This window comes from Alloalcanivorax dieselolei B5, from assembly GCF_000300005.1.
Classification (GTDB): Bacteria; Pseudomonadota; Gammaproteobacteria; order Pseudomonadales; family Alcanivoracaceae; genus Alloalcanivorax; species Alloalcanivorax dieselolei.
On the sequence record NC_018691.1, the window covers coordinates 658,470 to 672,821 of the forward strand.

Consider the following 14,352-nt stretch of genomic DNA (forward strand, 5'->3'; position numbering starts at 1 on the left):
AAGTACGGGCCGGTTCACCTACGCGCGCAACGACCATGCCAGCAACACGGCGCCGGCGCCGGCCAGGGGCCAGGCCCAGCCGCTGCCGGCCAGCAGCGCGTCGATGCCCGCCAGTAGGCCCAGGGCCACCGCGCCGACACCCGCCAGGGCGCGGCGGCGATTGCGTCGCAAGTTTAGTGCCAGGCGGAATTCCATGTCCTGTTGCCGTTGCGGGTGATCGCGCAGATTTTCCAGGGCATCACGCAGCAGGTCCGGCATTTCCGGCAGCTGCGCGGTCCATTCCGGCAGCCGGTTGCGCAGTTTATTGAGGGTGGCGGCTGGGCCGTATTCCTCCATCATCCACGCTTCCAGCAACGGCCGGCCCACGGTCCAGATATCCAGTTGCGGGTAGATGCTGCGGCCCAGCCCCTCGATATGCACCAGGGTCTTCATCAACAGCACATATTGTACCGGCGCCTCGATGTGATATTCCCGGGCCAGATCAAACAGGCGCAGGATCAACGGGGCGAATTCCAACTGTTCCAGGGAGGCGGAGCGTACCGGCGCCAGCAACTGGGTGGCCTCCTGCTCGAAACGATGGCGATCGATCGGGGCGTTGCTCCATCCCGCCCGGATCACCAGATCCACCAGCATCGGGTAATCCTCGCGCATCACCGCCAGGACCATGCGCCCCAGCACGTTGAGGTCATGGCGGGACAGACGTCCGGCAATGGCGCAGTCCACCGCCATATATTGGGGCAGATCCGGGTTGGCCGGATTGACGAAAATATTGCCCGGGTGCATGTCGGCATGGAAGAAATTGTGCCGGAACACCTGGGCGAAGAAGATTTCCACGCCGCGTTCGGCCAGGGCCCGAGGATCGATACCGGCGGCCTTGATGCGCTCGATATCGTTGACCGGGATACCGTAAATGCGATCGGAGATCATCACCTGACGGGAGGACACATCCAGGTGCACTTCCGGGATGTGCAGCAGGGAACTGAACAGGAAATGCCGGCGCATGGTCTCGCTGTTACTGGCTTCCTGCTCCAGGTCCAGTTCGCCACGGATCACGGACTGGTAATCGCGCACCACCCGCACCGGGTGGAAATAGCGGGAATCGGCCCAGAGTTTCTCCAGTATCCGGGCGCCGAAGCCCATCACCCGCAGATCCCGCTCCACCCTCATTTCGACACCGGGGCGCAGCACCTTGACCACCACCTCACGGCCATCCAGCAAGGTGGCCGGATGCACCTGGGCCACCGAGGCGGCGGCCAACGGCCGCTCGTCGAAGGTGGCGAACACCTGATCAAAGGGTTTGGGCAGGTTGGCCTGGACCTTTTGCCGGGCTTCACCGCCATCGAAGGGCGCCACCTGATCCTGCAGACGCGCCAGGGAGTCGGTCCAGTCCGGAGGCAGCAGATCCCGGCGCGTGGCCATCAACTGGCCGAACTTGATGAAGATCGGGCCGAGTTCCTCCAGCGCCAGACGCAGACGTTCGCCTTCGCTGAGGTCGCCGGTACCGCGCCAGCTGGTTGGCACCAGATACTGCAGAAAGACCAGCAGCGGGCGAATGGGGTGCGCCGGAAGCAGGGACAGCAGACGATAGCGGCACACCACCAGGGTGACCGAGAACAAGCGGGCAAACGGTGGCATCAGGGCGTGGAACTCCTTGATAACAAACGCTGAACGCGGGCTTCCAGGCGGTCCACATCACCGCGCAGCTCATCCACGTCCTGGTAGAACTCGTACACGTCCCGGCGCAGCGCCAGCAGGCCGGATTCGTTGCCCAGGTAGTCGCCCACCTGATCGCCGAGGCGGCGAAACGCGTCACGGGCCCAGCCGCCCAGGCGCATGGCGCCCTGGTGCAGGGTCTGCGCCAGTTCACCGCCCAGCGCCGGTTCCAGCATGGCGCCCCAGTCCAGTTGCAGGTCGCGGGCCAGCTCGCGCAGGGACTGCAGCAACTCGCGATTGCCCTCGATGCGAACCGGGCCGCCGATGGCACTGGGTTGGCGTTTCCAGTCCAGCAGCAGCGCGGCCAGATCCACCGGATTGCCGGTGACGCTGACGTCCGCCGCCGCTTCGCTGCGCAGGTACAGCTCGACGCCGTCCTCCACGATCAGCAGAAACACCGCGGTGCGCGGCAAAGTGCTGTGTACCGCCAGCAACCGGCCGGCATGCTGGCGCAGCGCGGCGGCGGTTACCGGGTCGCCGCGCAATGCCGTGTTGATGGCCCGCTCCAGGGCGGCCACGGCGGTGGTGGAGAGCAGTCCGGGATCCGACATCAGGCTTTGAACCCCCGGTGCAGGGCCACCACGCCGCCGATCATGTTGAAGTATTCGGTACGCACGAAACCGGCCTCATCCATCATGCCCTGCAAGGTGTCCTGGTCCGGGTGCATGCGGATCGACTCGGCCAGGTACTGATAGCTGTCGGCGTCGTTCACCACCAGTTTGCCCAGCCGCGGCCAGACCGCGAAGGAGTACAGGTCATACAGCTTGGCGAAGGGCTTGTTCACCGGTTGCGAGAACTCCAGTACCAACAGACGTCCACCGGGCTTGAGCACGCGCAACATGGAGCGCAGGGCCGCGTCCTTGTCGGTGATGTTGCGCAGGCCGAAGGCAATAGTCACGCAATGGAAGCTATTGTCGGCGAAAGGAAGGCACTCACCATTGACCTGGGCCACTTGTGTGTTGTGTCCGCAGCCCGCGTCATAGAGCCGGTCCCGGCCCACCGCCAACATGGCGTCATTGATGTCGGCCAGCACCACCTGGCCGGTTTCGCCGGCCAGACGGGAGAATTTGATCGCCAGATCGCCGGTGCCGCCGGCCAGATCAAGGACCCGCTGGCCCGGGCGCACCCCGGCCAGTTCGATGGTCATGCGTTTGAGGATGCGGTGGCTCCCCATTGAAATCAGGTCGTTCATGACGTCGTATTTGGCCGCCACCGAACGGAACACGCCCGCCACCCGCTGTTGCTTTTCCTGCCAGGGAACCTGCTGGTAGCCGAAGTGGGTTACTTTGTCGTCGTTGGCGTCGGTCATGGGATGTCCTTGAACGGAAAAGGGTGCCGGGCGAACAGGCGCGTCATGATCGCGTCCTCGCGGGCCGCCACGCGCTCGAGCAGGGCGGTCACGCTGGGCACCGGTTTCATTACCCGGAAACTGCGGTCGATGAAATCATACAGGTTCGAGAAGCCCGCCGCATGAGCGGGTTTGCGCACCAGCCGGAAGGTGGTCTGCAGGGTACGTGAGCGGATGTAGCGGTCCAGCCGCGGCCCCAGTTCCGCCACCAGCGTGATCTGTTGCCGGCGCGCTCCGTCATCGCCGAGATCGCGGTAGCCGTCGGCATAGCCGGCCGGGTCCAGCGGCTGATCCAATCGGGGGCCCAGCGTCTGAACCAGGGCTTCATCCAGTTCCTGGGTGAGAATCGCCGCTTCCAGGGCCAGGGCGGAGGTGGCCATGACCCGGTCGGGCAGCAACTTCAGCGCCTTGGGCAGGGCGCGGCGAATCTCGGTGGCCACCGGCAGCAGATCCTGACCGCCGTAGACGTCATCCAGCAGGAAAGTCAGAGCCGGTTGCAGCTGTTGATCGGCGAGCAGGTCGGCGTGGGTATCGGCAAGCCGCTGCCGCTGAGTGGCCCGCAGCCGTTGCAGGCGGGCCAGGAACACCGCGTCATCGCCATGCTGGCGCAGCTGGAAAAAACGCTCCAGAAAATGGCGCAGGCGAAGGCCGGCGCTAGCGGGTGCGGTGCCGGTGTCGGAGGTCCGGGAACTGGGCATGGTCAGAGCGTCTTGGCGAACACCTTGGAATTGCGCTGCCAATTGTACAACTGCTGCCGCTGTGCCGGCAGGCTGTGTACGTCCGCGGGCTGGAACCCCTGCTCCTGGAACCAGTGGGAGGTATGGGTGGTGAGCACGAACAGCCGTTCCAGGCCCTGCTCCCGCGCCCGCCGTTCCAATTGCCGCAACAACTGAATGCCGCGCTCGCCACTGCGGTACTGCGGATGCACGGCGACGCAGGCCAACTCACCGACTTTTTCATCGGGGAAGGGATAGAGTGCCGCGCAGGCGATCACCATGCCGTCCCGTTCGATGATCAGGAAGCGTTGTATCTCGCTTTCCAGCAGCTCCCGGGAGCGGCGTACCAGGGTGCCGTCCGCCTCCAGCGGGGAGATCAGTTCCAGCACGCCGCCGACATCCTCGATGCGGGCGCCGCGCAGGGTTTCGTAAGTCTCCCGCGTGACCATGGTGCCGCAGCCGTCACGGGTGAACAGCTCCTTCAGCAGCACGCCGTCATCGCCGGCGTCCAGCAAGTGAGCACGTGCCACGCCGTTGCTGGCGGCGTGACAGGCGGCGGTAAGATGCCGTTCCAGGGCGCTGTCCTGCAGGCGCTGGTCGGCGAGCAGGCGCCCGGCTTCCTGCGGCGTCAGTTCGCGCAGTATCCGCTGCTGCTCATCATTGATGCGAACGCCATCGCCCAGCACGATCAGCTTGTCGGCGGCCAGGGCGATGGCGGCGGTGGAGGCCACTTCCTCCGCGTTCAGGTTGAACAGTTCGCCGGTGGGGGAGCTTCCCAGCGGTGACAGCAGCACCACGTTGCCGGCGTCCACCTGCCGGCGGATCGGTCCGACCTCAATGCGGCGCACCTCGCCGGTGTGCTGGTAGTCAAAGCCGTCGCGCACCCCTTTGGGCTTGGCGATGACAAAGTTGCCGCTGATCAGCTGGATCGAGGCGTTGTGCATGGGGGTGTTCGCCAGCCCCATGGAGAACAGGCCTTCCAGCTTTAGCCGCAGCGCGCCCACCGCGGCGATCACCGCTTCCAGCGCGGCGCTGTCGGTGATCCGGGTGTGGTGCTCGAAATGGGTTTCCAGCCCGGCGGCGTGCAGGCGCCGGCTGATCTGTGGCCGGGCCCCGTGGACCAGCACCAGACGGACCCCAAGGGTGTTGAGCAGCGCCAGGTCATGCACCAGGGAAGGCAGTAACGGACTGTCCAGGACCTCGCCGGTCATCATCACCACGAAAGTGCGGCCGCGATGCGCGTTGATGTAGGGAGAGGAGTTGCGGAACCAGTTCACCTGGTCGGTAGTACTCACGGTTTTTCTCGGCCAATCAAGGGGATGGGCCAGTATAGCCAGCGCGGCCGGGGCCGCGCCAGGGGGCGAAGCACGCTTACACGCAACACGCTTGCACGCTAACCCCCTAAAACCTGATCGCCGACCTCGAGGCGAATCAGCGTGTTTGCGTGCTGGCGTGTAAGCGTGCAAGCGAATTCACGCCCCGAACAGGCCCTTGAAGAAATAGAAGAACAGAATCGACAACAGCGCGCCGGCGGGCAGGGTGACGATCCAGGAGGTGAAGATGGTGCTGATCACACGCAGGTTGAGCGAGCCGATGCCGCGTGCCATGCCGACGCCGAGCACCGCGCCCACCAGGGTGTGAGTGGTGGAGATGGGCAGGCCGGTGCCGGAAGCCAGCACCACGGTGGTGGCGGCGCCCAGTTCGGCGGCGAAGCCGCGGCTCGGGGTCAGCTCGGTGATCTTGGTGCCCACCGTGGCCATTACCCGCGCACCGAGTACCGCCAGGCCGAAGACAATGCCCATGGCGCCCACCAGAAGAATCCAGCCGGGGATGATCGACTCCTTGCCAATCACACCGCCGTTGGCCAGCACGCTGCTGATCGCCGCCAGCGGGCCCACCGCGTTGGCCACATCGTTGGAACCGTGGGCGAACGCCATGGCGCAGGCAGTAAAAATCATCAGTACCGCGAAGACCCGCTCCACGGAACTGAAGCGAAAATCCTTGTCGGCCTCCGGGTCCGGATGAATCCGGTTCAGAAACAGGACTCCCAGGCCCGCCACCACCAGCCCGCCGGCGACGGCCCACAGGCTGCTGGAACCAAAACTCATTTCCAGACCGACGTGCTTGAGGCCTTTCACCAGGGTGACCTTGGTGATCACGAAGCCCACCAGGAACATGTAGAAGGGCACCACTTTCTTGGCCCGCTGGAACGGGTCGTCATGGTTGAGCACCAGTTTCTGCACGCTCTTTATCAGGGCGAAGGACAGGAAGCCCGCCAGCAGCGGGGACGTCACCCAACTGGCGACGATGGAGCCCACCTGTCCCCAATGCACGGAATCCATGCCGACGCCGACCGCGGCGAAGCCAACGATGGCGCCGACGATGGAGTGAGTGGTCGATACCGGCCAGCCGGCCCAGGAGGCCACCACCAGCCAGATACCGGCGGCGAGCAGGGCGGAGAGCATGCCGTAGATCAGATAATGGGGTGTCTGGTTGAAGACCTCGGCATCAATGATGCCTTTGCGGATGGTGGCGGTGACTTCACCGCCAGCCAGGTAAGCCCCGGCGAACTCGAAAACAATGGCGATCAGAACCGCCTGTTTGACGGTGAGCGCCCGCGCGCCCACCGACGTGCCCATGGCGTTGGCAACGTCATTGGCGCCCACGCCCAGGGCCATGAAGAAACCGGCGCCGCCGGCAATGAGCAGCATCAGGGTGCTGTGTTCGAGCATCCACTCCATAGGGAACCTCTGCTGGTCTGCCGGACCCTAGCGGGCAAGCAACAATTGAAGATGGCCGCCCACCTTTTGGGCGCGGTCGGCCAGGTCACCGATCCAGTCGATGATCTTGTATAGGAACATCACATCCACCGGAGGCAAGCCGGATTCCAATTTGAACAGCTGGGCGCGGATCTGCACCTGCTGGTCGTCGTTGGCCCGTTCCAGGCGATCCAGTTCCTCGATGAGCTCTTCCACCAGACGGATTTCCCGGCCGCTGAAGCCGGTTTCCACCAGTTCGTCCAGTTCATTGATGGCCTTCTTGGCCTGGGCGGAAGTATCGATGGCGCCTTGCAGATAGTCGGTCATGCTATCGGCGAGGCTGGGGGGGAGCGTCATTTGCCGGCCGAGCATGAGGCCGGCGATGTCCTTGGCCTTGTTGGCCACCTTGTCCTGCACGCTGACCAGTTCCAGCAGATCGGAGCGGGGCACCGGCAGAAACAGGCTTTTGGGCAGATTAAGGCGGAACTCTTTCTTCAGCTCGTCGGCCTGGTTTTCCAATTGGGCGATGCGCTGGCGGGCTTCGCGGGCGCGTTCCCAGTCGCCGTCGCGGACCGCGGAGAAGAAATCGCCCAGGCCCAAAGCGCAATCGTGCACGGTGTCGTAATGCTTTTGCAGGGGGCGTATCGGCGATCGGCCGAAAAGGCCGGCAATAGAGCTGCCAAAGGACATAGGGACCCTGTCACGGAATCGTCACTGAAGTGGGCGCGAGTATAGTAGATACCGTCGCTGCTGCCTATTCCATGAAGTGCCGCTGCCTATTTCCCGGGAGAGTGATAGTATCTTCTTAATTATTAGATAGGTTTTTTGGGGGGTAGTAGTGATCGGAGCCATCACCACGGCTCGTCCGTCCCGGGCGTTCGAGCTGGATGTTCGCTGGGTCATGCGTGAACTGCTCGAAGAGCAGCGCGTGACCCGGGAAGACTACAACGTGATCTCCACCACGCCGCGGGAAAGCAGCGAACAGAGCTGGCATCCATTGCAGGTGGTGGCGAAATACCGGCTGGCCGACCGCCAGAATGAACACAACCTCCTCGATATCGATGTGCTCACCGCCTGGCTGGCGAAAAAAAGCGGTCTGAGCCTGTATCACATCGATCCGCTCAAGGTGGAAGTGGACCGGGTCACCGAGGTGATGAGCTACGCCTTCGCCGAACGCCACGGCATCCTGGCCCTGGAGGTGTCGGCGGATACGGTGGTGGTGGGCTGCGACCAGCCTTACCGGCTGGACTGGCGCGAGGATCTGCAGCAGGTGCTGGGGGACCGGGCGGTGCGGGTGGTACTGGCCAATCCCGAAGCCCTGCGCCGCTATCGTATCGAGTTCTACAATCTCAGCCGCTCCATCGCCGGGGCCCGTCGCTCCGGTGGTCAGGGCGGCGCGGATATCACCAATTTCGAGCAGTTGCTGGAAGTCGGTCGCGGTCGCCCGGACGCCGATGACCAGCACATCGTCAACATTGTCGACTGGATCCTGCAGTACGCCTTTTCCCAGCGCGCCAGCGACATTCATCTGGAGCCGCGCCGGGATACCGGGCGCATGCGTTTTCGTATCGACGGCGTCCTGCACGATGTGTATGAATTGCCGGCGCCGGTGATGGCGGCGGTGACCAGCCGCCTCAAGATCCTGTCCCGGCTGAACGTGGCGGAGAAACGCAAACCTCAGGACGGCCGCCTCAAGACCAAAACGCCGGATGGCAACGAAGTGGAACTGCGGCTGTCCACGTTGCCCACCGCCTTCGGCGAGAAGATGGTGATGCGGATCTTCGATCCGGAGGTGCTGGTGCGCAGCTTCGCGCAGATGGGTTTCAGCCAGGAGGATCACCAAGCCTGGCGGGCCATGACCGGCCACACTCACGGCATCGTCTTCGTCACCGGGCCCACCGGCTCCGGTAAAACCACCACCCTGTATTCCACGCTCAAGCAACTGGCGACCAGCGAGGTCAATGTCTGCACCATTGAGGATCCCATCGAAATGGTGGAACCCAGCTTCAATCAGATGCAGGTGCAGTCCAACATCGATGTCGGCTTCGCCGAGGGGGTGCGGGCGATGCTGCGGCAGGATCCGGACATCATCATGATCGGGGAGATTCGCGACCTGGCCACGGCGGAAATGGCGATCCAGGCGGCGCTGACCGGCCACCTGGTGTTGTCCACCCTGCACACCAATGACGCGCCTTCGTCGATTGTGCGGCTCACCGACCTCGGTGTGCCGCCTTACCTGATCACCGCCGCCGTCACCGGCGTCATGGCCCAGCGGCTGGTGCGGACCCTGTGCCCGCACTGCAAGGCGCCGCAGGCGGTGGACGCGGCGTCCTGGCGGGAACTGGTGCGGCCGTTCAAGATGGCTCAGCCGGAAAGCTGGTATCGGCCGGTGGGCTGTCTGGAGTGCCGGGGCACCGGCTACCTGGGGCGCATGGGGGTGTATGAGGCCATGCCGCTGGCGGCGCCGGTAAAAAGCCTGGTCAATCGTGGCGGTGATCTCGAGTCGCTTGCCCGTGAGGCGGTGCGCGGTGGCATGAAGCCTCTGCGCATCAGTGGCGCCCAGAAAGTGGCCGCCGGGTTCACCACGGTGGAAGAAGTGATGCGGGTAACGCCGTCCCCGGATATGCTGTTGGGCTGACACGCATACACGCAACACGCTGGCACGCCATGCTTGCCGACCCTGTAGCGAGACGGGGAGGGCGGATTGTTTGGGAAGGCTGTCATCGCGGGTGCGCAAACATGCTCGCTATTGTTTGCCAGCGATCTGGCTTCGGGTTTAGCGTGTTTCGTGCCAGCGTGCCAGCGTGCCAGCGTGCCAGCGTGCCAGCGTGCCAGCGTGCCAGCGGAAAAGCCCGGACCGGGCCTTTCCTTGTTTCCCGAGGCTGTGGACAATACCACCCATGACAGAACCGGACTATTCCGGCCTGCCCGATGACCTTGCCCAGCTGGTTGACCAGCATTGGCAACGGTTTCAGGAGGCGGGCCATACCCTGCCTGACGCTCTGCTCGCCGATCTGCCCAAAGTCTGGGCGGGTTCCGACTTCGTGGCGGAACACTTCATCCGTGACGGTGAGTTGGGGCCCTGGTTGCTCGAGCACTCCCTGGATCAGCGTCTGGACGCCATGTCCCTGGTTACCCAGGTGCAACAGGCGGTGGCCGCCTGTGTCGGCGAGGACGAATTAAAACAGGTGCTGCGGCGGCTGCGGCAGCGTCATATGACCCGCATCATCTGGCGGGATCTGGCCGGACAGGGCGACTACCACAGCACCGTGGCGGACCTGTCCCTGTTGGCCGACACCCTGATTTCCTGCGCTCTGGAGCAGCTATACGACTGGGCCCGGGCCCGTCAGGGCACACCGACGGGGCCGGACGGGCAACCGGTGAAGCTGGTGGTGTTCGCCATGGGCAAGCTGGGCGCGCGGGAACTGAATCTGTCCTCCGACATCGATCTGATCTTCGCCTATGAACATGAAGGCGAGCTGGAAGGCGAGCGGCGCGCGCTGAGCTTCCACCAGTTTTTTCAGCGTCTCGGCCAGCAGCTGATCAAAGCGCTGGATCAGACCACCGCCGACGGTTTCGTGTTCCGTGTGGACATGCGGCTGCGACCCTGGGGCAAGAGCGGTGCCCTGGCGGTGGGCTTCGACGCCATGGAAAGCTACTACGAAACCCAGGGCCGGGAATGGGAACGCTACGCGCTGATCAAGATGCGCCCGGTGGCCGGGGATCTGCAGGCCGGCGCCCGCCTGGTGGAGCGGCTCAATCCCTTTGTCTATCGCCGTTACATCGACTACGGCGCATTCCAGTCTCTGCGCGAAATGAAATCCCTGATCGAGCGGGAAGTGAACCGCAAGGGGATGCAGGCGGACGTCAAGCTCGGCGCCGGCGGTATTCGTGAAGTGGAATTCATCGTTCAGGCCTTCCAATTGATCCGTGGCGGTCAGTTGCCGGCGCTGCGCCAGCCCAATCTGATCCAGGTGCTGCCGCTGCTGCTCGAGCAGGGCCTGCTGCCCGAGGATGTGGTGGAGGAATTGCGGGACGCCTACGTGTTCCTGCGTGATGTGGAGCACCGGCTGCAGGCGGTGGCGGACCGGCAAACCCAGCGTCTGCCCGACGACGAAGCCGGTTGGGAGCGGCTGACCTTCGCCATGGGGTTTTCCTCACGGCGTGTATTCGAACGCGGTTTGCGTCGCCACCGGGAGCGGGTGCGCTTCCACTTCAGCCAGGTGATCGCCGATCCCGAACAGGAATCCGACGAGCGCCAGAGCGATCAGGATCTGGTGGATGTCTGGCAGGGGCGGCTGGAGCCCGAGGCGGCCATCGCCACCCTGGCGAACATGGGCATTCAGGAGGCGGAGCAGGTCCACGATCTGATTCATGAGCTGCGCGAGAGCCGGGCGGTGGAGAACATGCAGCGTATCGGCCGCGACCGTCTCGACCGGTTGATGCCGTTGCTGCTGGAGGGCCTGGGCTATCAGGGCCACGGCGCGGTCACCGCGGCACGGCTGGTGGCCTTTATCGAAGCGGTACTGCGGCGCAGTGCTTACATCGCGCTGCTGGTGGAGAATCCCGGTGCCCTGACCCAGTTGGTGAAACTGTCCGGCGCCAGCCCCTGGATCGCCGAAAGGCTGGCGCGCCACCCGGTGTTGCTGGACGAGTTGCTGGACGTGGGCACGCTGTACTCGCCGCCCGCCCGGACCGAGCTGGACGATGAGTTGCGCCAGCAACTGCTGAGAGTGGCGGAGGACGACCTCGAGCAGCAGATGGAGGTGCTGAGGAACTTCAAGCAGGCTCACCTGTTGAGGGTGGCGGCGTCCGAAGTGACCCAGGTGCTGCCGCTGATGAAGGTGAGCGATTATCTCACCTGGCTGGCCGAGAGCATTCTCAATCAGGTGGTGATGCTGGCCTGGGAGCCGTTGGTGGAACGCCACGGCAAGCCGTCCCGGGACAGCGGCCAGCCCTGCGATCCGGATTTCGTGGTGGTGGGGTACGGCAAGCTCGGCGGCATCGAGCTGGGCCATAACTCGGATCTGGACCTGGTGTTCTTGCACGATGCCGCCCCCGGCGGCAATACCGACGGTGACAAACCGGTCTCCAACGAGCAGTTCTATGCCCGCCTGGGCCAGCGCATCGTTCACATCCTGTCCACCCGCACCATGAGCGGTCAGCTATACGAAGTGGACATGCGGCTGCGTCCCAGCGGTAAATCCGGGCTGCTGGTGTCGTCCATGGCCTCCTTCGAAAAGTATCAGACTCAGGACGCCTGGACCTGGGAACATCAGGCTCTGGTACGGGCCCGGGTGGTGGCCGGTTGCAACCGGGCGCGCCAGGCGTTCGACGCGATTCGTCATCAGGTGCTGTGCCAGCCACGTGATCCACGGGGCCTGCGTGATGATGTTCTGGCCATGCGCGAACGCATGGTGACGCACCTGGGATCGGGGAAGGAAGGCCGTTTCCACCTCAAGCAGGATCCTGGAGGTATCGTTGATATCGAATTTATGGTGCAATATGGCGTACTCAGATGGGCCTCCTCCCACGGTGAACTGACCCGCTTCACCGATAATGTGCGGTTGCTGGAAACACTTGCCGCTCTGGAACTGATGCCGGCGCAGGACGCCGGATTGTTAAGGGAAGCCTACCTGGCCTACCGGTCAGCGGCTCATCGCGCCTCGCTGCGCAAAGAGAAATCCATCGTCGACGATGCCGAATTCCGCGATTTGCGGGAGGGGGTTCGTGCGATTTGGAAGCAATGGTTCGACCTCGAAGAATAGACGTGCCCGGCAAGGCACGCTTCCACGGGTCATAGTTCTGGGAGAATGACCGCCATGTCCATGGCTGATAGAGATGGTGTTATCTGGCTGGATGGTAAACTGGTGCCCTGGCGCGACGCCAAGGTGCACGTGCTGACGCATTCCCTGCATTACGGCATGGGCGTGTTCGAAGGCGTGCGGGCCTACGAGACCGACAAGGGACCGGCTATCTTCCGCCTGCGGGAGCACACGGACCGGCTCTTCAACAGCGCGCATATTCTCAACATGAAGGTGCCGTACGCCAAGGATGTGATCAACCAGGCGCAAATCGACGTGGTACGGGAAAACAAGCTTCCCCACGCGTACCTGCGTCCGCTGGTGTTCTACGGAAGCGAAGGCATGGGCCTGCGCGCCGCCGGCCTTAACGTGCATGTGGCCGTGGCCGCCTGGGAATGGCCGTCCTACATGTCTCCGGAAGCGCTGGAGCTGGGTATCAAGGTGCGTACCTCCAGCTACACCCGCCATCACGTGAACATCACCATGTGCAAGGCGAAGTCTTCCGGCAGCTACATGAACTCCATGCTGGCGTTGAACGAGGCCCTCTCCGGTGGTGCCGATGAAGCCCTGCTGCTGGATAACGAAGGTTATGTGGCCGAAGGCTCCGGTGAGAATGTGTTCCTGATCCGTGACAAGGTGCTGTACACCCCGGAACTGACCTCCTGTCTGGACGGCATCACCCGCAAGACCATCATCCAACTGGCCGAGGAACGGGGCTATAAGGTCCGTGAGAAGCGTCTCACCCGGGACGAGTTCTACATCGCCGACGAAGCCTTCTTCACCGGCACCGCGGCTGAGGTGACGCCAATCCGTGAGCTGGACGGCCGTATCATCGGTGAAGGCAAGCGGGGGCCAATCACCGAGCAGTTGCAGGCGGTGTACTTCGATCTGGTGCGCGGCAAGCTGGACGAGTACCAGAACTGGCTCACCTTCGCGGTCTGAGACGCGAAGCGGACGCCTGACGCCTGATGTCCGAATCCCAGCGCATCCTTGTCGTCGGCCCCTCGTGGGTGGGTGACATGGTGATGGCGCAGACCCTGTTCGCCGAGCTGCAACGGCAACAGGACTGCGCCATCGATGTTCTGGCGCCTGCCTGGTGCCGGCCCTTGTTATCGCGCATGCCGGAAGTGCGTGCCCCTCTTGATTTGCCGTTCGACCATGGCGATCTGAAACTGGCTGCCCGCCGGACGCTGGGTCGCTCCCTGCGCGGTCGCTACGATCAATGCTTCGTTTTACCCAACTCTCTGAAATCCGCGTTGGTGCCCTTTTGGGCCCGGGTGCCGGTACGCACCGGGTGGCGTGGCGAGATGCGCTATGGCCTGCTCAACGACGTCCGGGTACTCGATAAGCAGCGTCATCCCTTGATGGTGCAGCGTTTCGTTGCCCTGGCGTTGCCTGCCGAGGCCTCTCCGCCGCCGCTTGAGACGATCACGCCGCCGCATCTGGTGGTCAGTGAGGACAGCCTGGAACAGGCACTGCGGGCCCACGGTTTGAATCCGGATGTGCCGGTGCTCGGGCTTTGCCCCGGTGCGGAGTTCGGCCCGGCCAAGCGCTGGCCGGAATACCACTACGCCGAGGTGGCTCGGGACTGGATCAGTACCCGCGGCGGCCAGGTCTGGATTTTCGGCTCCGGCAAGGACCTGCCCGTGGCGGAAGCCATTCGCGATGCGCTGCCCGGGGCGCAGCGGTCGTCGGTACAGTTGCTGGCCGGTAACACCAGCCTGGAACAAGCGGTGGATTTGCTGTCCGCCACTGATGCCGTGGTCAGCAACGATTCGGGACTGATGCACATCGCCGCCGCTCTTGGCCGTCCGTTGGTGGCGGTTTACGGCTCCACCTCTCCGGACTTCACGCCACCACTGGGTTCGGCGGTGCGGGTGGTGCGTCTGGGACTGGATTGCAGTCCCTGTTTCCAGCGTGAATGCCCCCTGGGCCATCTCAATTGCTTGCGCCAGCTGGAACCGGCGCGGGTGATCTCTGCTTTGCAGGATCTGGCCGTCAAGGAGGATTGA

11 protein-coding genes are annotated in these 14,352 nt (G+C 63.8%); 4 read left to right on the forward strand and 7 right to left on the reverse strand.

All coding sequences use genetic code 11. The annotated features are described in order from the left end of the window. Positions 1-18 precede the first annotated feature (18 nt). The 7 genes from B5T_RS03110 to B5T_RS03140 form a co-directional block, all read right to left on the reverse strand. Positions 19-1,635, reverse strand: a complete 1,617-nt coding sequence (locus tag B5T_RS03110) for an AarF/UbiB family protein (protein ID WP_014993000.1) — start codon at positions 1,633-1,635, stop codon at positions 19-21. After that, complete coding sequence (locus tag B5T_RS03115; RefSeq protein WP_014993001.1) at positions 1,635-2,264, reverse strand: ubiquinone biosynthesis accessory factor UbiJ; 630 nt, start codon at positions 2,262-2,264, stop codon at positions 1,635-1,637. Before B5T_RS03115 ends, B5T_RS03110 begins: the two co-directional genes overlap by 1 nt. After that, complete coding sequence (ubiE, locus tag B5T_RS03120) at positions 2,264-3,022, reverse strand: bifunctional demethylmenaquinone methyltransferase/2-methoxy-6-polyprenyl-1,4-benzoquinol methylase UbiE (RefSeq protein WP_014993002.1); 759 nt, start codon at positions 3,020-3,022, stop codon at positions 2,264-2,266. Before ubiE ends, B5T_RS03115 begins: the two co-directional genes overlap by 1 nt. Next, the gene (locus tag B5T_RS03125) at positions 3,019-3,759 is read right to left on the reverse strand and encodes an FFLEELY motif protein (protein ID WP_014993003.1); all 741 of its coding nucleotides are present in this window, start codon (positions 3,757-3,759) and stop codon (positions 3,019-3,021) included. The genes ubiE and B5T_RS03125 overlap by 4 nt, the downstream gene beginning before the upstream one ends. A 2-nt stretch (positions 3,760-3,761) precedes the next feature. After that, positions 3,762-5,072: an amino-acid N-acetyltransferase gene (gene argA, locus B5T_RS03130; protein ID WP_041716781.1), complete on the reverse strand. Its 1,311-nt coding sequence runs from the start codon at positions 5,070-5,072 to the stop codon at positions 3,762-3,764. A 177-nt stretch (positions 5,073-5,249) separates the two neighbouring features. Continuing rightward, complete coding sequence (locus B5T_RS03135; protein WP_014993005.1) at positions 5,250-6,518, reverse strand: inorganic phosphate transporter; 1,269 nt, start codon at positions 6,516-6,518, stop codon at positions 5,250-5,252. Positions 6,519-6,545: 27 nt separating this feature from the next. Further along, on the reverse strand, positions 6,546-7,226 hold the full coding sequence (locus B5T_RS03140) for a TIGR00153 family protein (protein ID WP_014993006.1): 681 nt from the start codon (positions 7,224-7,226) through the stop codon (positions 6,546-6,548). A 211-nt stretch (positions 7,227-7,437) separates the two neighbouring features. On the opposite strand from B5T_RS03140, the gene B5T_RS03145 reads away from it, so the two are divergent. The 4 genes from B5T_RS03145 to waaF all read left to right on the forward strand — a co-directional run bounded on the left by B5T_RS03145 (position 7,438) and on the right by waaF (position 14,352). Continuing rightward, positions 7,438-9,174 (forward strand): GspE/PulE family protein, encoded by a 1,737-nt coding sequence (locus tag B5T_RS03145; protein WP_081586943.1) that lies wholly within the window; start codon positions 7,438-7,440, stop codon positions 9,172-9,174. A 262-nt stretch (positions 9,175-9,436) separates the two neighbouring features. Further along, positions 9,437-12,304 (forward strand): bifunctional [glutamate--ammonia ligase]-adenylyl-L-tyrosine phosphorylase/[glutamate--ammonia-ligase] adenylyltransferase, encoded by a 2,868-nt coding sequence (gene glnE / locus B5T_RS03150; RefSeq protein ID WP_014993008.1) that lies wholly within the window; start codon positions 9,437-9,439, stop codon positions 12,302-12,304. A 54-nt stretch (positions 12,305-12,358) separates the two neighbouring features. Then, entirely contained in the window at positions 12,359-13,282 is a 924-nt protein-coding gene (locus B5T_RS03155; RefSeq protein ID WP_022997182.1) for a branched-chain amino acid transaminase, read from the forward strand. Between the two features lie 26 nt (positions 13,283-13,308). Then, a complete protein-coding gene (gene waaF / locus B5T_RS03160) occupies positions 13,309-14,352 on the forward strand; it encodes a lipopolysaccharide heptosyltransferase II (protein ID WP_014993010.1) in 1,044 nt (347 codons plus the stop codon).